The 17,404-nt window shown below is 64.6% G+C and carries 13 protein-coding genes; 3 read left to right on the forward strand and 10 right to left on the reverse strand.

Annotated features, from left to right (window positions below):
* Positions 1–5 precede the first annotated feature (5 nt).
* The 3 genes from ftsX to rhlB form a co-directional block, all read right to left on the reverse strand.
* Positions 6–956, reverse strand: coding sequence for a permease-like cell division protein FtsX (gene ftsX / locus FFY45_RS02805; RefSeq protein ID WP_006453138.1), 951 nt, complete (start codon positions 954–956; stop codon positions 6–8).
* On the reverse strand, positions 953–1,639 hold the full coding sequence (gene ftsE, locus FFY45_RS02810; protein WP_023905405.1) for a cell division ATP-binding protein FtsE: 687 nt from the start codon (positions 1,637–1,639) through the stop codon (positions 953–955). Before ftsE ends, ftsX begins: the two co-directional genes overlap by 4 nt.
* 75 nt (positions 1,640–1,714) lie before the next feature.
* The gene (gene rhlB, locus FFY45_RS02815; protein ID WP_176339355.1) at positions 1,715–3,451 is read right to left on the reverse strand and encodes an ATP-dependent RNA helicase RhlB; all 1,737 of its coding nucleotides are present in this window, start codon (positions 3,449–3,451) and stop codon (positions 1,715–1,717) included.
* Between the two features lie 198 nt (positions 3,452–3,649).
* Here rhlB and trxA point away from each other — a divergent pair, with 198 nt between their 5' ends.
* Together trxA and rho are read left to right on the forward strand one after the other, a co-directional pair.
* Positions 3,650–3,991 (forward strand): thioredoxin TrxA, encoded by a 342-nt coding sequence (gene trxA / locus FFY45_RS02820; RefSeq protein ID WP_005923050.1) that lies wholly within the window; start codon positions 3,650–3,652, stop codon positions 3,989–3,991.
* 219 nt (positions 3,992–4,210) lie between these two features.
* Positions 4,211–6,124 (forward strand): transcription termination factor Rho, encoded by a 1,914-nt coding sequence (gene rho, locus FFY45_RS02825; RefSeq protein WP_176339356.1) that lies wholly within the window; start codon positions 4,211–4,213, stop codon positions 6,122–6,124.
* Between the two features lie 667 nt (positions 6,125–6,791).
* Here rho and FFY45_RS02830 read toward each other — a convergent pair.
* From FFY45_RS02830 to FFY45_RS02860, 7 genes are all read right to left on the reverse strand, one after another.
* Positions 6,792–7,676 carry an energy transducer TonB gene (locus tag FFY45_RS02830; protein WP_176339357.1) on the reverse strand — a complete coding sequence of 295 codons (885 nt, stop codon included), beginning with the start codon at positions 7,674–7,676 and terminating at the stop codon, positions 6,792–6,794.
* 61 nt (positions 7,677–7,737) lie between these two features.
* On the reverse strand, positions 7,738–9,477 hold the full coding sequence (aceK, locus tag FFY45_RS02835; protein ID WP_176339358.1) for a bifunctional isocitrate dehydrogenase kinase/phosphatase: 1,740 nt from the start codon (positions 9,475–9,477) through the stop codon (positions 7,738–7,740).
* Between the two features lie 345 nt (positions 9,478–9,822).
* The gene (locus FFY45_RS02840; RefSeq protein WP_176339359.1) at positions 9,823–12,054 is read right to left on the reverse strand and encodes an NADP-dependent isocitrate dehydrogenase; all 2,232 of its coding nucleotides are present in this window, start codon (positions 12,052–12,054) and stop codon (positions 9,823–9,825) included.
* A gap of 423 nt (positions 12,055–12,477) precedes the next feature.
* On the reverse strand, positions 12,478–13,032 hold the full coding sequence (locus tag FFY45_RS02845; protein WP_176339360.1) for a hypothetical protein: 555 nt from the start codon (positions 13,030–13,032) through the stop codon (positions 12,478–12,480).
* 93 nt (positions 13,033–13,125) lie between these two features.
* A complete protein-coding gene (locus FFY45_RS02850; RefSeq protein WP_176339361.1) occupies positions 13,126–13,419 on the reverse strand; it encodes a LysM peptidoglycan-binding domain-containing protein in 294 nt (97 codons plus the stop codon).
* Positions 13,420–13,522: 103 nt separating this feature from the next.
* On the reverse strand, positions 13,523–14,338 hold the full coding sequence (queF, locus tag FFY45_RS02855) for an NADPH-dependent 7-cyano-7-deazaguanine reductase QueF (RefSeq protein WP_176339362.1): 816 nt from the start codon (positions 14,336–14,338) through the stop codon (positions 13,523–13,525).
* A gap of 173 nt (positions 14,339–14,511) precedes the next feature.
* A complete protein-coding gene (locus FFY45_RS02860; protein WP_176339363.1) occupies positions 14,512–15,828 on the reverse strand; it encodes a M20 family metallopeptidase in 1,317 nt (438 codons plus the stop codon).
* Positions 15,829–16,084: 256 nt separating this feature from the next.
* On the opposite strand from FFY45_RS02860, the gene FFY45_RS02865 reads away from it, so the two are divergent.
* On the forward strand, positions 16,085–17,329 hold the full coding sequence (locus tag FFY45_RS02865) for an efflux RND transporter periplasmic adaptor subunit (protein ID WP_176339364.1): 1,245 nt from the start codon (positions 16,085–16,087) through the stop codon (positions 17,327–17,329).
* The last annotated feature ends 75 nt before the right edge of the window (positions 17,330–17,404 follow it).

Consider the following 17,404-nt stretch of genomic DNA (forward strand, 5'->3'; position numbering starts at 1 on the left):
AGGCCTCAGGTCTCGGTGGGACGGGTCTGGCGAAGGAAATGGCCGGTCACCAGCCAGGCGCCCAGCCAACCAAGGACCAGGGTGCCGACCAGCACCATCGCAGAATGCAGCAGATCGAGCCCGTGCAGGGTAAAAGAACTGCCATAGCTGTCGGCCAATGTCGCCAACGGTGCCTGCAAGGCCAGCCCGGAGGCGGCGATCAGCGCGAGCGCCACCGCGCCGGCACCCAGCCCGTACCACGCACCCAGATACAGAAACGGGCGCCGGATGAAGCCATCGCTGGCGCCCAGCAACTGCAACACGCCGATTTCCTCGCGCCGCGATTGAATATCCAGCCGCACCGTGTTGCCGACCACCAGCACCGCGCCGACGCCGAGCAGTGCCGAGAGCACCTGCACCAGACGCTCGCCAAAGCGCAGCCAGCCATCCAGGCGTTTGCGCCATAGCGCGTCGTGCTGCACCTGGTCGGTCTGCGGCAAGGCTTGCAGCGCGCCGGCCAGTTGCGCATCGTCGGCCGCATCGGTCGGGGTGACGATCAACAGCGTGGGGAGCGGGTTGTCGCCAAGCGCATCGATCGCCTCATTGAGCTTGGCGCTTTCGCGCAGCTCGGTCAGTCCCTGTGCGGGCGTGCGCAGGGTGACCTGGGCGACGTCGGGGCGCGCACGCAATTCGCCGGCCAGCGCCTGTGCGGCATCGGCGCCGATATCGACCTTCAGAAACAGATTGATCTCGCGCGATTGCTGCACGCTGCCGGCCAGCAGCTTGACGTTGTCCAGCGCGATCGACAGCCCCAGCGGCAAGGCCAGTGCCAGCGCCATCACCACGATGGTCAGCAAGGTGGCCCACGGCTTGCGCATCGCGCGGCCCAGGCTGAAGGCGATGCTGTGCAGATGGTGGTCGATCCACACGCCGAACCGCGAGGGTGCGGCGGCTTCGGTATTGGCGGGCTTGCTCATTCGGCCAGATCCTGCGGCGAGATGTCGTCGACCAGCCGGCCGTGATCCAGGATCAGCACGCGCTTGCGCATCTGCTTGAGCAGGGCCAGATCGTGGCTGACCACCAGCACGCTGGTGCCGCGCGCCGGCAACTCGGCGAACAACTGCATGATTTCGGCGGCCAGCGCCGGGTCGAGATTGCCGGTGGGCTCATCGGCCACCAGCAGGCGCGGCTCGCCAACAATGGCACGGGCGATGCCCACGCGCTGCTGCTCGCCGGCCGACAACTGCGACGGCAAGGCCTTTTCGCGATGGGCCAACCCAATCCGCTCCAGCGCCGAACGCACACGCTTGCCGATCTCGGCGCGGCGGGTGCCACGCAGGATCAATGGCAATGCCACGTTCTCGGCGATGCTGCGGTCGGTCAGCAGGCGATGGTCCTGATAGACCGCACCCACCTGGCGACGATGCAGCGGGATGTGCCGGCCGCGCACCTTGAGCAGGTTGCGCTCACCCAGCAGCACCGCGCCCTGGCTCGGGCGCTCGCTGAGGTGGATCAATTTGAGCAAGGTACTTTTGCCGGCGCCGGAGTGGCCGGTCACGAACAGCATCTCGCCATCGGCCACTTCGAAGCTGACATCGGTCAGCGCCTGGTGGCCACCGGCGTAGTGCTTGCTGACGTTGTCGAAACGCAGAACGGTCATCCAGCGATTATGCCGGAGCGCCAGCGCTTGCGTCGCATCGCCGAAGCCCGGCGATGCGATTGCAGCGGCAATAGATCAGTTGCCGGAGACCAGCGAACGCAATCTGCGGCCGATACGACTCAGCAGCGACGGGCTGCCCGACGGCTTGGTCGCACTGCGCACCGGCTTTGCGACCACCTGGGTCGGCTTGCGCGGTGCGGCCGGCGCAGCAACCGGTGTGGACGCCACGGCTGGCTCGGCACCTTCGACCGGACGACCGTTGCGACGACGGCGACGCTTGCGCGGTGCGCGCTCGGCATCGGCAACGCCGGTCGACGGCGCTTCGGTCGTCGCTGCGGCGACCACAGGCGCTTCCGAGGCTGCGGCAACGGTTGCGGTCTCGGCGGCAACGTCGCCTTCGACACGCGGCTTGCGGCGCGGACGCGGCTTGGCATCGGCACTGCCGCCATCACGCCGGCCGCCACCACTGCTGCTGCCGCTGCGCGAGGCGCCACCCGGGCCGCTGCGGCCACCGCCACGACGCTGCTCTTCGGCAGCACGCTGTTCGCGCGCCTCGCGGAAGATCGTGCCCACGCTGTCGCCGGCGTCGTCGTCGACCTCTTCGCCTTCCACCGGCACGCGTGCGGTACGCGGCAACGGGATCAGCAGTTCGGAGGTCACCGGCTCGACCGGGATCTTCTGCGCGATGTAGGCCTCGATGTCCGGCAGGCTCATCGCATAGCGCTCGCAGGCGAAGCTGATCGCATCGCCTTCTTCGCCCAGACGCGCGGTACGGCCGATGCGGTGCACGTAGTCTTCCGCATCGAACGGCAGGTCGTAGTTGTAGACGTACTTGACGCCGTCGATGTGCAGGCCGCGCGCGGCCACATCGGTGGCGACCAGGATTTCGAGCTGGCCCTTCTGGAAGCGGTTGAGCAACGACTCGCGCTTCTTCTGCGGCACATCGCCGGACAACACGCCGACCCGGTAGCCATGACGCTCCAGCGTGCGCGCCACCCGCTCGACGAACGCCTTGGTGTTGACGAACACCATGGTGCGCGCGCCTTCGCTACGCGATAGCAAGCCGAGCAGCAGCGTCTGCTTCTCTTCGTCGGAGGGGAAATAGATGCGCTGGCGCACGCGTGCGGCGGTGATGGTCTCGGTTTCGACGACCAGCTTTTCCGGCTCGTTCATGTGCTCGTAGGCGAGCTCGAGCACGCGGTGGCTGAGCGTGGCCGAGAACAGCAGGGTCTGGCGGGTGCCGCGCTCGGGCATGCGCCGCAGCAGGAAGCGGATGTCCTTGATGAAGCCCAGATCGAACATGCGGTCGGCTTCGTCCAGCACGCAGATCTCGCAGGCGTGCAGCGAGACCACCTTGTGCTGCTTGACGTAGTCGATCAGCCGGCCCGGGGTGGCGATGATCACGTCCACGCCCTGCTGCAGCAGCTCGCGCTGCTTGTCGTAGTCCACCCCGCCGTAGACCAGCGCAAAGCGCAGGCCCAGGTCGGCGCCGAACTTGACCGCGTCCTTGTGGATCTGGATCGCCAGCTCGCGGGTCGGGGCCAGGATCAGCGCGCGCGGGTCTTCCGGCTTGCGGTCGGCCAGCGCCGGGCGGTTCAGCAGGCGGTTCACCACCGTCACCAGGAACGCCAGGGTCTTGCCGGTGCCGGTCTGGGCCTGGCCGGCGACATCGCCGCCTGGCAGCGCGACCGGCAGGGTCAGCGCCTGGATCGGGGTACAGCGGGTGAACCCGGCGCTCTCCAGCCCGGCGATCAGCGCCGGATGCAGGTCGAACGTGGAAAAAGTCAAATCGGTCAGCGGTTTGTCGCTCATTATTCCGTCTTCGTGAGGCGCCCTGGGCAGCCCGGGCGCGGCTTGCATCGATGCCGACAGCGTCGCAAACTGCGGCTGTTGTGGCGGACAGCGCGGCTTCAGGACTGACACTTGATTCAGTCGCGCAATGCCCCAGTTTAACGCAATGTAGCGGCCTGCCCGTTCGGGCGGGCCGTTTTGGTTTCCAGGAGACCCAACGTGAGCGATAAGGTTCAACATGTCGGCGATGCCGACTTCGATACAGCTGTACTGCAATCCGGCGAACCGGTCCTGGTGGATTTCTGGGCCGAATGGTGTGGCCCGTGCAAGATGATCGCCCCGGTACTGGACGATCTGGCCGATACATACCAGGGCAGACTGAAGGTTGCCAAGGTCAATGTGGACCAGAACCGCGCTTTGGCCATCAAGTACCACGTGCGGTCGATCCCCATGCTGCTGCTGTTCAAGGACGGGCAGGTGCAGGCAACCCAGATCGGGGCGGTTGGCAAGGGCCAACTCACCCAGATGATCGACAAGACCCTGGGCGGCGCGGCCGCCTGAGCGAGCGGGCGTCCCAGCGATGGGCGCCCCCGATGTTGCGCCAGCAGTTAAATCCTGCCCCGGCAGACGCTTGCGCGGTTGCGCGCAGCGGTGATAGTGTCAGTTGATCCGGAGCACGTTCGTGCGCCGCCGTACCCCTCTAGAACGTCTCTCTAGACTCCCATCACCATAGTTCGCCCCCCAGCCGGGCGCTCGCACTCTTAGCGAGGAATCAAACACTTGTCCGATCATCCTTCTTCCGATACCGGGAGCGTCGACGCTCCCGTCGAGAAACGCGTGCGCAAGCCGCGCGTGAGCAAGACCGCCGTTGCCAATGACGACGGTGGCGCACAGCAGCCCAACCTGCCCTTGCCCGCCAGCCCCGCACCCGATGTTCCGCGCGCTCCGCAGGCACCGTCGCACGCTGCCGATTCGGCACCGGCGCAGACGTCCAGCGATGGCGGATATGCCGGTAATGCCCCCAGCGCCAGTCAGGGCAACCAAGGCAACCAGGGCGGCGACAACCATGGCGAATCCCGCGAGGGTGGCCAGTCGCAGCAGCAGCGCTTCAACCAGGCGCAGAACCAGCAGAACCAGAATCAGGCGCAAGGCCGGGGTCAAGGCCAGAACCAGGGTCAGGCTCAGGTGCAGGGCCAGCCGCAAAATCAAGGCCAAGGTCAAGGTCAGGACCAAGGTCAGAACGCCGGCCAGAATCAGCAGGGCCAGGGGCAGAACCAGCAGGGCAATCGCCGTGACCGGTTCCGCAACCGCCGTGACCGTGGGCCGCGCGATCGGTTCGGTAACGAAACCGGTGGCGGCATGCCCTCGTCCGATGGCAGCAACGAGCCGTTTATCGCGCGTCCGCACCCGGCCGTGCCGGATGGCTTCCCGGTGTATTCACTGAGCGATCTCAAGCGCATGCCGGCGCAGAAGCTGCTGGATATCGCCGATCAGCTCAACATCCAGGAAGGCGTGGCGCGCGCCCGCAAGCAGGACGTGATCTTCGCCCTGCTCAAGGTGCTGACCCGCCACGGCGAAGGCGTTGCCGCCGACGGCGTGCTGGAAATCCTGCCCGACGGCTTCGGTTTCCTGCGTGCCGCCGAAGCCAGCTACCTGGCCGGCCCGGACGATACGTATATTTCGCCCAGCCAGATCCGCCGCTTCAACCTGCGCACCGGCGATCACCTGTCCGGCCGCATCCGCTTCCCGAAGGACGGCGAGCGTTATTTCGCGCTGTCGATCGTCGACACCATCAATGGCGAGCCGCTGGAAGCCAGCAAGAACAAGGTGCTGTTCGAGAACCTGACTCCGCTGTTCCCGCGCCGGCGTTTCCGTCTGGAACGTGGCGATGGGTCCACCGAGGACATCACCGGCCGCATCCTGGATCTGATGGCGCCGCAGGGTAAGGGTCAGCGTGCGCTGATCGTCTCCCCGCCCAAGGCCGGTAAGACAATGATGATGCAGCAGGTGGCCACGGCCATCACCAGCAATCATCCCGAAGTGCACATGATCGTGTTGCTGATCGACGAGCGCCCGGAAGAAGTGACCGAAATGCAGCGCACCGTGCGCGGCGAGGTTATCTCCTCGACGTTCGACGAGCCGGCTGCGCGTCATGTGCAAGTTGCCGAAATGGTGATCGAGCGGGCCAAGCGCCTGGTCGAGCACAAGAAGGACGTGGTGATCCTGCTCGACTCGATCACTCGTCTGGCACGCGCCTACAACAACGTGGTGCCCAGCTCCGGCAAGGTGCTCACCGGTGGTGTGGACGCCAACGCGTTGCATCGCCCGAAGCGCTTCTTCGGTGCGGCCCGTAATGTGGAAGAAGGCGGTTCGCTGACCATCATCGCCACGGCGCTGGTCGAGACCGGCAGCAAGATGGACGAGGTGATCTACGAAGAATTCAAGGGCACCGGCAATAGCGAAGTGCATTTGAATCGTCGCATCACCGAAAAGCGCGTCTACCCGGCGATCGACATCAACCGTTCGGGTACGCGTCGCGAAGATCTGTTGATCGAGCCGGAGCTGCTGCAGAAGATCTGGATTCTGCGCAAGCTGCTGCACCCGATGGACGAGATCGCGGCGATGGAATTCCTGCTGGACAAGATGAAGACTACCAAGTCCAACGACGAGTTCTTCAGTTCGATGAAGCGCTGATTTCGGTCGGCATTCTCGATAAGAAAAAGCCCCGCATTGCGGGGCTTTTTTGTGGGTGCGTGATTGCCTGCAGCCACAAGCCTGGTTGGTCGAGTGCGCGGTGCCCTCACCGCTCGCGGGACACGCCGTGAATCCGTCCCTGGAGGCTCGGTGGCGGCATCCATGCCGCCACACGGTCCCGTTCGATAAGAAAAAGCCCCGCATTGCGGGGCTTTTTTGTGAGTGCGCGATTGCTTGCAGTCACAAGCCTGGTTGGTCGAGTGCGCGGTGCCCTCACCGCTCGCGGGACACGCCGTGAATCCGTCCGTGGAGGCTCGGTGGCGGCATCCATGCCGCCACACGGTCCCGCAATCGGTAAGGACACCGCACCAGAAAGTTAGCTGACTACTTTGTTGAAAACCATGCGCACCGACCATCTCAACTGGTCCTTGCCAGCCCACCGTCGCGGGACCTTACGCGGCATGGATGCCGCGTAAGAGCCTACATGGACGTACTTGCGGCGTGTCCTGCGATGGTGGGTGGGCAAGGGCCCTGCAGCCAAATCGCAGATCTGCCGCCCTGCCGCCAAGCATCAGATAATCCGCCCCGCAGCGAAGGCCCAGATCGTCTTCTCCGCAATAGACCGGCATGAAGTAGTTTGCTAGCCGCTCTGATGTTGGCGTTGCGCTTAACTTCCTTGCAGCGGTGTCACCAGGCGCACACCTACTCCGCGTGCCGAGAACAATCCACTTCCAGGTAGCGCATCCGGACTGTCGGTCGATGCTGACGCACCGCGCTGTTCGTGCCAGGGCGCCGGCTGACGCGGGCCCGGCAAATAGGATTGCCACTTTTTGGCTTGCTTTGCAGCGGTCAGATTGCCTGGCCAGGTTTCGATGGCGAAGGTGACCGGAACCCGCATGACCCAGTACGGCGCGTCGGCCTCGGCACCTTGCGTGGGCGGCACAAATGTCCAGCGTCGCGCCTTGGCGATTGCGGCATCGGCAAACGCCTTGCGCCAGCGCGGGCGCTTGGATTCCGGCGCCAGCGTGGTCAGGTTGACCTGCTCTGCGACCAGATCCTCGACCTTGCCATCGCGGCCGATCTTGAGCAGCAGATAGACCACCCCTGTCGCACCTTCGCGAAACGCATGCTCAGGGTAGGCCGGTGGCAACATGTCCTTGGCAGCGACGCTGGCTGCACCTTGCTCCTGGCTGCCGAAATGCGCGCTGCGAATCGATACCGCATACGTGTCGTTATCGCCCGGCTTGGCGACCAGCAGCAGATTCATCGATAGTTGCGCGGGCAATGCGCTTCCATCGTCTTTAACAGGGTCGAAGCGCCAGGAGGCGATCGACTGCTTGACGCGGTCGCGGACCACTGGCTGCAAGCTTGCTTCGTCGGTGAGCTTGACCGCCGTGACAGTGCCGTCCGGAGTCAGCGTCAATTCGCCCGCGACATTCATGCTGGCCTCCATCTGCGCCTGCACCTGCGCGGCACTGGGACGTGCCTGCACGCCGTTGATACTCGCCATTGCCAACAAAATCCCCAGGCCCAAGCGTTGCTTCCACTGCATGACCGCGCTCCATCGTGATTGAATCTTCGTTGTAGCAGCCTTGGTGCATACGCGTAAATCGTCAGGCCAGTTTTCGCGAGTCCGCATACGGCGGGGTGTCCGGATAATCATCTTCGCGCAGTCGCGCTTGCAGATCGCGCCACCATTGCGGCTCGAACAGTTCCGGATGCGTGTGCTTGACCGCTTCCAGCTGCGACGCCGGCAAGCCCATAAACAGCGCAAAACGCTCGGGAAACACATCGCGCGGGCCGACATGAAACCAGGGCTCGGCGGACATTTGTTCTTCGTAACTGGTGGGCGTTGGCCAATCGCGGAACGTGCATTCGGTGATCAGGCACAGCTCGTCGTAGTCGTAGAACACCGCACGTTGATGGCGGGTGATGCCGAAGTTTTTCAGCAGCATGTCGCCGGGAAAGATGTTGTTGCGCGCCATGTCCTTGATCGCCTGCCCGTAGTCCAGCGCTGCGGCATGCGCGGCCTCGGGCAGTTGTTCGCGCAGGTACAGATTGAGCGGGCGCAGCCGGCGCTGCACGTAGCACAGCGCGATCAACACATCGGCGCCATCTTCGCTCAGACTCATCGCACAGCTGGTCTGCAGTTCTTCCAGCAACGCCGGCGAAAAACGCGCCTTGGGAAAGCGCAGAAAGCGGTACGGCTGCGCGTCGAGCAGGCGGCCGATGCGGTCGAGCTGGAACACCAGTTCGTATTTGCCTTCCACCTGCGCGCGGCTCATGGTTTTTGGATACGCAAAGCGGTCGCGGATCAGCTTGAACACCAGCGGATAACTGGGCAGCGTAAACACCACCATGACCATGCCGGGCGTGCCATCGGCATGCACCAACTGCTCGGCAGGATGCGCCTGAAAATGGCTGAAAAACGTGCGATAGCGTTCGGTCTTGCCCTGCTTGGCACGCCCCAGCATCGTGTACAACTCGTCGATGGGCTTGTGCGTCAGCAGGCTGCGCAGAAACACCACTGCATCACCGACGGTGGATAGATCTGCCTGGAAATAACTGCGTGAGTTACTGAACAATTGCGCGACATCACTGCGCCGGGTCAGCACCGCTTCGGCACGCAGGCCGGCACCATCGTTGACCAGTGCGATCACACAGGGAGAAAAGCGATGTTCGCCGAACACACGCCCGATCAGATAGGCGCGACGTTCGCGGTAGAACACCGTTTCCAGCAGTTCCACACTGCGCACAGGATGCTCGCCCCAGTGCGCAAGATCGTCCTGCAGCCGCACTGCAATTGCCGCCGCGCAACGGGTGCGGTGCAGGTACGCCGCATCGAACGCATAATCGCCAAGCACGCGCACCAGCATGTCGGTCAGCCGGCCGGGCGAGACCGCGTAGGTATGCCGCGCAACCGGCAGCGTGATCGCATCGGTCGGCTCGATATCCAGCGCGATGAATTCGATCTCCGCATCCACACCATGGGTGCCGAAGTAACGCCGGGTCAGGGTGTTGTAGAAGGTCTTGTACAGCTCCTGATCGATCAACCCGGTCAGCAGCGCGGCGTAATGCTCGCGTGCGCGCATCCACAACACGCGGTCGTGCGCCTGCCCCAGCAACACCGCACGCAGCCGCAGCATGCATTCGCTGATGTACTGGTCGTAGAGCGCAATACGCGCCACCGCATCCTCGCGCGCGCCGTTCCAGTCACGTGTCTCGAAGCGCTGTTTGGCGCGTGCGGTGATCTGCGCAAAGCGCGCGTGGTAATCCTCGAAGGCTTCATACACGGCGCGGCCGATCGCCAGCGCGCGACGCTCGGACTGCGGCGGTAACGGAACAGGGCTCATGGTGGCAGTGTACTCACCACTTGCGACAGCGCGCAGCCAGTGCGGGCGATCGAGCACGTAATAAGCGGGCAAACACCTGCATCACGCGTCAACCTGCCGCACCACGCGGTGCGCGCGCCGGCCCTGCTGATCCTGGCAAGGCAGCGCACGTTGCCAAGAACTCTCGTCAGCCAAGGCCACACCGGGCAACACCCAGCCGTGGGCAATCCACTGCAAAGCGGCGGCAAGGCCGGATGCATGACGGTTGCGCTGTCTCCATTGCGCTGAAACGACAAGGCCCGCCTCTGAACGAGACGGGCCCTGGATGTCGCACTTGCTGAGCGCACCGATACGCGGTGCGCTGGATCAGGCCTTCAGCGTCGCCAAGACGTCGTTGAAGGTCTTGCTCGGGCGCATCGCCTCGCTGACCTTGGCCAGGTCCGGGTGGTAGTAGCCGCCGATATCCACCGGCTTGCCCTGCGCGCCGTTGAGCTCGGCCACGATGGTGGCTTCGTTCTCGGTCAGGGCCTTGGCCAGCGGCGCGAACTTGGCCTGCAGCGCGGTGTCTTCGGTCTGTGCGGCCAGGGCCTGCGCCCAGTACATCGCCAGATAGAAGTGGCTGCCGCGGTTGTCGAGTTCACCGACCTTGCGTGCCGGCGATTTGTTGTTGTCCAGGAACTGGCCGTTGGCCACATCCAGCGCCTTGGCCAGCACCGTGGCCGACGGGTTGTCGTAGCGGTTGCCCAGATGCTCCAGCGAGGCGGCCAGGGCCAGGAACTCGCCCAGCGAATCCCAGCGCAGGCTGTTCTGTTCGACGAACTGCTGCACGTGCTTGGGCGCCGAGCCACCGGCGCCGGTTTCGAACAGGCCGCCACCGGCCATCAGCGGCACGATCGAGAGCATCTTGGCGCTGGTGCCCAGCTCCAGGATCGGGAACAGGTCGGTGAGGTAATCGCGCAGCACGTTGCCGGTGACCGAGATGGTGTCCTGGCCCTTGCGGATGCGCTCCAGCGAGAAGGTGGTCGCTTCCACCGGCGGCAGGATGCGGATATCCAGCCCGCTGGTGTCGTGATCCTTCAGATAGGTTTCGACCTTGGCGATCACCTGCGCGTCGTGCGCGCGCGCCTTGTCCAGCCAGAACACGGCCGGGGTATCGCTCAGACGGGCGCGCTCGACCGCCAGCTTCACCCAGTCCTGGATCGGTGCGTCCTTGACCTGGCACATGCGCCACAAATCGCCGGCTTCCACCGCGTGTTCGAAGACGGTGGTGCCGGTGTCGTCGGTGACCTTGACGGTGCCGGCGGCAGGAAGCTGGAAGGTCTTGTCGTGCGAGCCGTATTCCTCGGCTTTCTGCGCCATCAGGCCGACGTTGGGCACCGAGCCCATGGTGGACGGATCGAACGCGCCGTGCGCTTTGCAATTGTCGATCACCGCCTGGTAGACATCGGCGTAGCAGCGATCCGGGATCACCGCCTTGGTGTCCTGCAGCTTGCCTTCGGCGTTCCACATCTGACCCGAATCGCGAATCATCGCCGGCATCGATGCATCGACGATCACATCACTGGGCACATGCAGGTTGGTGATGCCCTTGTCGGAATTGACCATCGCCAGGGCCGGACGCTGCGCGTATTCGGCCTGGATATCGGCCTTGATCTGCGCCTGTTGCGCTTCCGGCAGCGTGGCGATACGTGCGTACAGATCGCCAATGCCGTTGTTGGGATCGAAGCCGACCGATGCAAGCGCATCGGCATGCTTGCTCAGCGTGTCCTTGTAGAACTCGCCGACCACCACACCGAACAGCACCGGGTCGGAGACCTTCATCATGGTGGCTTTCAGATGCACCGAGAACAGCACATCCTTCGCCTTGGCATCGGCGATCTGGACATCGATGAAGCTGGCCAGTGCGCGTTTGCTCAACACGGCGGCATCGACGATTTCGCCGGCCTTGACCGCCACTTTTTCCTTCAGCACGCTGCTGGTGCCATCGTTGCCGACGAATTCGATCTTCAGCGCGCCGGCAGCTGCCACCGTGGTGGACTGCTCGCTGCCGAAGAAGTCGCCGTCGTCCATGTGCGAGACATGCGACTTGGAGTCGCTGCTCCACTTGCCCATGCGGTGCGGATGCTTGCGTGCGTAATTCTTCACCGACAGCGGTGCGCGGCGATCGGAGTTGCCTTCGCGCAGCACCGGGTTGACCGCGCTGCCCTTGACCTTGTCGTAGCGCGCCTTGATGTTCTTTTCGGCATCGTCCTTGGGCGTGTCCGGATACGCCGGCAGCGCATAGCCCTGGCCCTGCAGTTCGGCGATCGCGGCCTTGAGCTGCGGCACCGAGGCGCTGATGTTGGGCAGCTTGATGATGTTGGCTTCCGGCGTGGTGGCCAGCGCGCCCAGCTCACCGAGGTCGTCGGCGATCTTCTGCGCGTCGGTCAGGTGCTCGGGGAACAGCGACAGAATGCGGCCGGCCAGCGAGATATCGCGGGTTTCGACCACGATGCCGGCGGTATCGGTGTAGGCAGCGATGATCGGCAGCAGCGACTGCGTGGCCAGATACGGTGCTTCGTCGGTGAGCGTGTAGAGGATCTTCGGTGTCTTCGACATGAGGTGCGATGGCTCTTGTGGTCGGGAGGAGCGCCGGTGTCCATGGCAATGGCGTTGGCGTGCGCGACGGGGGTCGCTGGTGGCACGCCGATCGGCCAGCGCGTGGAACGCGGCGATGGATCAGCACGGCATTGTCGCGTCTGAGCCGCGCCCGGGTAAAGCGACCACAGGCGGATGCTCCATCCCGTGACCCGGCCAATCGACATGGATGCAGCTGTAACGAATGTGTCGCGTCACAAGATGGCGCAGCAAAAAGGGCGCGATCGTGTGATCGCGCCCTGATGGCTTACCGCTAGATGGCTTGCTGGAAGAACAGCGACGAAGTGCTCGCACTGTTGGCCCAACAAGTTGAAGGGCCAGCGTGTTACCGCCCTGCTCCGCCAACATGCGCGCCTACATGCAGCATGCTTACTCGCGCTTGGCTTATTTGACGGTAATGGTCTGCGGATTACCCGCCGGCTTGCCATCCACCATCACCTGCGCGGTGTAGGTGCCAGCCGGCCAGCCATCGGGCTTGCTGAAGCTGAGGTTGGTGGTTTCTGCGCCTGTGGTGGTCAAGGTGGCGTTCTGCTCACCAGCGACCTGGCCGTCCTGATAGGTGAGCTTGGCCGAAACCGGCACGTTGCTCGCGCTGCCATCGGTTTTCACCGAGACGATAATGGTGTCTTTGCTGCCGATAGTGGCCGACGGGGTCACCGTCTTGTCTGCGGCAGCAGTGGTGCCGACCGCGACGCTGGACACCGTCACTGCCGCACCAGTTGCGGCGGAACCGTCGGTACTGGCGGCGCCGGTGGCGGTGCTCTGGCCAGCCTGATCACTTGCGGCCGGCGTGCCCGCCGGGCCAGGCATCGCTTCGGTGGCCGCACCGGAGGTGGGATCCTTCGACACACTGGCATCTTCTTCTTTCTTGCAACCTGATAGTGCGAGCACGCCGACAAGAGCAATGGCGAGCGTGCTTGAAACGGATTTGGTACGCATGGATGAATCTCCGGATAAACGAATGGGGTTTCTTGAAGAATGCGTTGAGTGCAACAGATCACCAAGCCAGCGATTGGCTAACCAGGCGTGCGCTTATGCCTTTGGTGGTAAATGCAACACCTGCCCCGGAAAAATCTTGTCCGGATCCTTGAGCGTCTCGCGATTGGCCTCGAAAATGCGCGGCCACAGAGTGCCGTCGCCATAATGGCGTTTGGCAATACTGGATAGGCTGTCGCCTGCCTGCACGGTCACCGTCTCTTCGACGATCTGCGCCGTGCTCTGCACGCTGCTGCGAACGTTGGAAAAATCCGGCGCTGGCGTGACATCGGCGGTGCTGTCGACCGAGGAGGTTACGTTGGAAAAATCTGCTTTCTTGTCGACACTCATTGCTGCCATCCTTCGTGCATCACGATGACTGCAGGGTGCGCGGAGCGCCGTTAAGCGTGGATCGCGCCGCCGTGAAGCTGGCGCGATCCTCCAACACGGCCGGCTACTGCCGCAGGTCGCGGAAAATCGACAGCGGTGTCGGCACGCTGGGCGAACTGCGCAATGGGTTGATGTCCAGCCCGCCACGACGGGTATAACGCGCCTCCACCACCAACCACTCGGGCGCGCAGCGGATCAGCACGTCATGGAAGATGCGCTCCACGCATTGCTCATGAAATTCGGCGTGGTCGCGAAAACTCACCAGATAGCGCAACAGGCCTTCGCGGTCGATCGGCGCGCCGCGATAGCGCAGCGTGACGCTGGCCCAATCCGGTTGACCGGTGACCGGGCAATTGGACTTGAGCAAGGCCGAGGTCAGCACTTCTTCCACGATTGGTTGTGCGTGCGATGAGAGATACGCTGCGTTGGGCGGGCCGTAGTCGTCGATGCTGACATCCAGCGCGTCGATCGATTCGCCCTCGCCCACCGCATCGATCGGCGGCAGACCGAATTCCACCGCCACATCGGCACCGGCGCGCGTGGACAGGTCGGAGGCAATGCGCGTGCGCACCGCTTCGGCACTGTTGAAGCGGGTGGCGTTAAGCGAATTGAGATACAGCTTGAGCGACTTGGATTCGATCAACGACGGCGAATCGCTGGGCACATGCAAGGTGGCGGTGGCCACGCAGGGTTTGCCTTGTGCATCGAGCCAGCCGAGTTCATAGGCGTGCCAGCGATCGCGGCCGATAAAGGGCAGCGCGCCGGTCAGGCCGATCGCCTCGCGCCCGGCCGCGCGCGGAATCGGAAACAACAGCGACGGATCGTAGCCGCTGGGGTAAGCGACCTCACGACCGAGGGAGGAATCTTCTGGGGTATTCATGCCGCCATTTTAGGGCGAGCGGGCTGGCCGTGAGGTGTATGGCAGCCGCCGGAGCGACCGCCTGGGCAAACAGAAGCAGCGGGCTTCACACAGCCCGCCGCCCACACCGCCAACGGACAGCGGGAATCGTGCAGTTGCACACGAATCCCTAATCCCCAATCACGAATCCCGATTCAGCCAGCCTCACCCTGATGCAGATAATCCAGCGACACCTGCAACAGCGCGCGCAAACCCACATCCAGCGACGACTCGTCGAGCAGGAACTGCGGCGAATGATTGCTGGGCGCGGTCGCCGGGTCGATGCCCTTGGCGGTGGAGCCGACGAAGAAGAACATCGACGGTACCTGCTGCGCATAGAACGAGAAGTCTTCCGCGCCCATCTGCAGCGGCGGCTCGTAGACGTTGTCGGCGCCCACCACAGCCTGCAGGCTGGGCAGCATTTTGGCCGTCAGGGCCGGATCGTTGATCGTGGCCGGGTTGCCGGGCTGGTCCGGCACCTGTGCCTCGACGGTGGCCCCGTGGGCGGCGGCGGTGTGCTCGGCCACGGTCTTGAGGTCGGCGAAGATCTGCTGGCGCATGGCTTCGTCGAAGGTGCGGATGGTGCCGACCATTTCCACGTCGTCAGGGATGATGTTGTAGCGGATGCCGCCCTTGATCGCGCCGAAGCTCAGCACCGCCGGCTGCTTGGACAGGTTGGCGCGGCGGCTGATCACGGTCTGCGCGGCGCCGATCATGTCGGCACTGGCCACGATCGGGTCGATGCCGTTCCATGGTGCCGAGCCATGCGTCTGGCGGCCGATCATCTTGATCGCGAACCGATCCGAGGCGGCCATCAGCGGGCCGCTACGCACCGCGATCTTGCCGGCCTGCACGCTGGAGAACACATGCAGGCCGAACACCGCCTGCGGCTTGAAGTCGGCAAACAGGCCTTCCTTCAGCATCAGCGAGGCGCCGCCTTCTTCGTTGCCGGGTGCGCCTTCTTCGGAGGGCTGAAAGATCAGCATCACTTCGCCGGGCAACTGGTCGCGCATGCCGACCAGCGCTTCGGCCACGCCAAGCAGGATCGAAGTATGCGCGTCGTGGCCGCAGGCGTGCATCACCCCGACCTGCTCGCCGCGGTACTCGGCGGTGACCTTGGAGGCGAACGGCAGCCCGGTCTGCTCTTTCACCGGTAGGGCGTCCATATCCGCACGCAAGGCGATCTTGGGACCTGGCTTGCCGCCCTTGATGATGGCCACCACGCCGTGATGGGCGATGCCGGTGCGCGGCTTGAGGCCGAGCTTGCGCAGCTGCGCGGCCACCGTGGCGGCAGTGCGCTCCTCGCGGTTGGACAGTTCCGGATGCTGATGGAAGTCGCGGCGCCACTGCACCAGCTTGGTCTGCAACGGCGCGGCGGCGGCCTGCACTTCGGGCCGGGGCGCAGCCTGGGCGGCGGCGAGCGTGGGCAGGGCGAGCAACAGCGCGCTGGTCAGCAGGCGGGAGTGGCGCATCGAGAATCCTCTAAAGATGGTTGCTTAATGTAGTGCACCCGCGCAGCTGGCGGGCTGCGGTGGTGCCCGATTCAGCCCGCCGGTCAACCGTGGCGACCGTGGTGCGTTGCCGCTGTACTGCATCTGTGAACGTCGTGGCCGTTTCGCTTGGCGAGCCGTTACTTCAGTAACGCTCAATTGCTTGGGCGCAACGATATGCTTCGCACAGCTGCCCCACGGTCGCATCAGCGCCCGGCCCGCCCTCAGGAGTTGTCGCATGTCGCGTTTTTGGAAGATCACACTGCTGGTCGTAGCGGTGCTTGTCGTGGTGTTCGTTGCAATGCGCATGTTCGGTGGGGGCAATCACGGCAAGCGCGCAGGCGCGCCGGACGGCAGCGGCAGCGAAGACCACGGCCCGGTGCCGGTCACGGTGGTGGCCGCCACCACCCAGGACGTGCCGGTCTACGCCAGCGCGTTAGGCACGGTCACCGCGCTCAACACGGTCACGGTCAGCCCGCAGGTCGGCGGCCAGCTGATGAGCCTGAATTTCCAGGAGGGCCAGGAAGTGAAGAAGGGCCAGCTGCTGGCGCAGATCGATCCACGCAGCCTGCAGGCCAGCTATGACCAGTCGCTGGCGGCCAAGCGCCAGAACCAGGCGCTGCTGGCCACCGCGCGGGTCAACTACCAGCGCTCCAACGATCCGGCCTACAAGCAGTATGTCTCGCGCACCGATCTGGACACCCAGCGCAACCAGGTGGCGCAGTACGAGGCAGCGGTGTCGGCCAACGATGCGCAGATGCGCGCGGCCCAGGTGCAGTTGCAGTTCACCCGCATCCTGGCGCCGATCGACGGCATTGCCGGCATCCGCGGTGTGGACGTGGGCAATATCGTCAGCAGCACCTCCACCATCGTCACCCTGACCCAGATCCGCCCGATCTACGTGTCCTTCAACCTGCCCGAGCGCGAGCTGCAGGCGGTGCGCAGCGGTCAGGCGGCCGCCGCGCTGGGCGTGGCGGCGCTGGATCGCGGCGATGCGCACATCATCAGCGGCGACGGCAAGCTGGATGTCATCGACAACCGCATCGCCGCCGACAGCGGCACCTTCGGCGCACGCGCGATCTTCGACAACGCCGACAACGCGTTGTGGCCGGGCCAGTTCGTCAACGTGCGCCTGCAGTTGCGCACCATCTCCGGTGGCACCGTGGTGCCGACTCAGGCGGTGCAGCGCGGCCCGGACGGCGATTACGTGTACGTGGTGGGCAGCGACAACACCGCGCAGATGCGCACCGTGGTGCAGGGCGTGGAGGTGGACGACAGCCACGTGCAGATCACCAAGGGGCTCAAGCAGGGCGAGCGGGTGGTGACCGAGGGCCAGTTCCGGCTCAAGCCGGGCAGCAAGGTCAGCGCGCTCAAGCCGGGCGAAACCCCACCCGAGCCGACCGAGGCCGAACTCAAGGCCGTGCAGGACAAGCAGGAACGCGGCGGCGCCGGCGGCCGACGCGGCGGCGGCGGCCCGCGCTAATTCGCGACCACCGGCGACGGGATTTCCGTCGCCGGTGCGCGTCGGCGCATTGCGCGCCGGCACCGATTGACGTCT

The organism is Xanthomonas hortorum (assembly GCF_011305375.1).
GTDB lineage: Bacteria > Pseudomonadota > Gammaproteobacteria > Xanthomonadales > Xanthomonadaceae > Xanthomonas > Xanthomonas hortorum_E.

Excerpts from the sequence above, each read along its gene's own strand:
- ftsX (WP_006453138.1), bottom strand. The coding sequence starts at position 956 with ATGAGCAAGCCCGCCAATACCGAAGCCGCCGCACCCTCGCGGTTCGGC.
- ftsE (WP_023905405.1), bottom strand. The coding sequence starts at position 1,639 with ATGACCGTTCTGCGTTTCGACAACGTCAGCAAGCACTACGCCGGTGGC.
- rhlB (WP_176339355.1), bottom strand. The coding sequence starts at position 3,451 with ATGAGCGACAAACCGCTGACCGATTTGACTTTTTCCACGTTCGACCTG.
- FFY45_RS02830 (WP_176339357.1), bottom strand. The coding sequence starts at position 7,676 with ATGCAGTGGAAGCAACGCTTGGGCCTGGGGATTTTGTTGGCAATGGCG.
- aceK (WP_176339358.1), bottom strand. The coding sequence starts at position 9,477 with ATGAGCCCTGTTCCGTTACCGCCGCAGTCCGAGCGTCGCGCGCTGGCG.
- FFY45_RS02840 (WP_176339359.1), bottom strand. The coding sequence starts at position 12,054 with ATGTCGAAGACACCGAAGATCCTCTACACGCTCACCGACGAAGCACCG.
- FFY45_RS02845 (WP_176339360.1), bottom strand. The coding sequence starts at position 13,032 with ATGCGTACCAAATCCGTTTCAAGCACGCTCGCCATTGCTCTTGTCGGC.
- FFY45_RS02850 (WP_176339361.1), bottom strand. The coding sequence starts at position 13,419 with ATGAGTGTCGACAAGAAAGCAGATTTTTCCAACGTAACCTCCTCGGTC.
- queF (WP_176339362.1), bottom strand. The coding sequence starts at position 14,338 with ATGAATACCCCAGAAGATTCCTCCCTCGGTCGTGAGGTCGCTTACCCC.
- FFY45_RS02860 (WP_176339363.1), bottom strand. The coding sequence starts at position 15,828 with ATGCGCCACTCCCGCCTGCTGACCAGCGCGCTGTTGCTCGCCCTGCCC.
- FFY45_RS02865 (WP_176339364.1), top strand. The coding sequence starts at position 16,085 with ATGTCGCGTTTTTGGAAGATCACACTGCTGGTCGTAGCGGTGCTTGTC.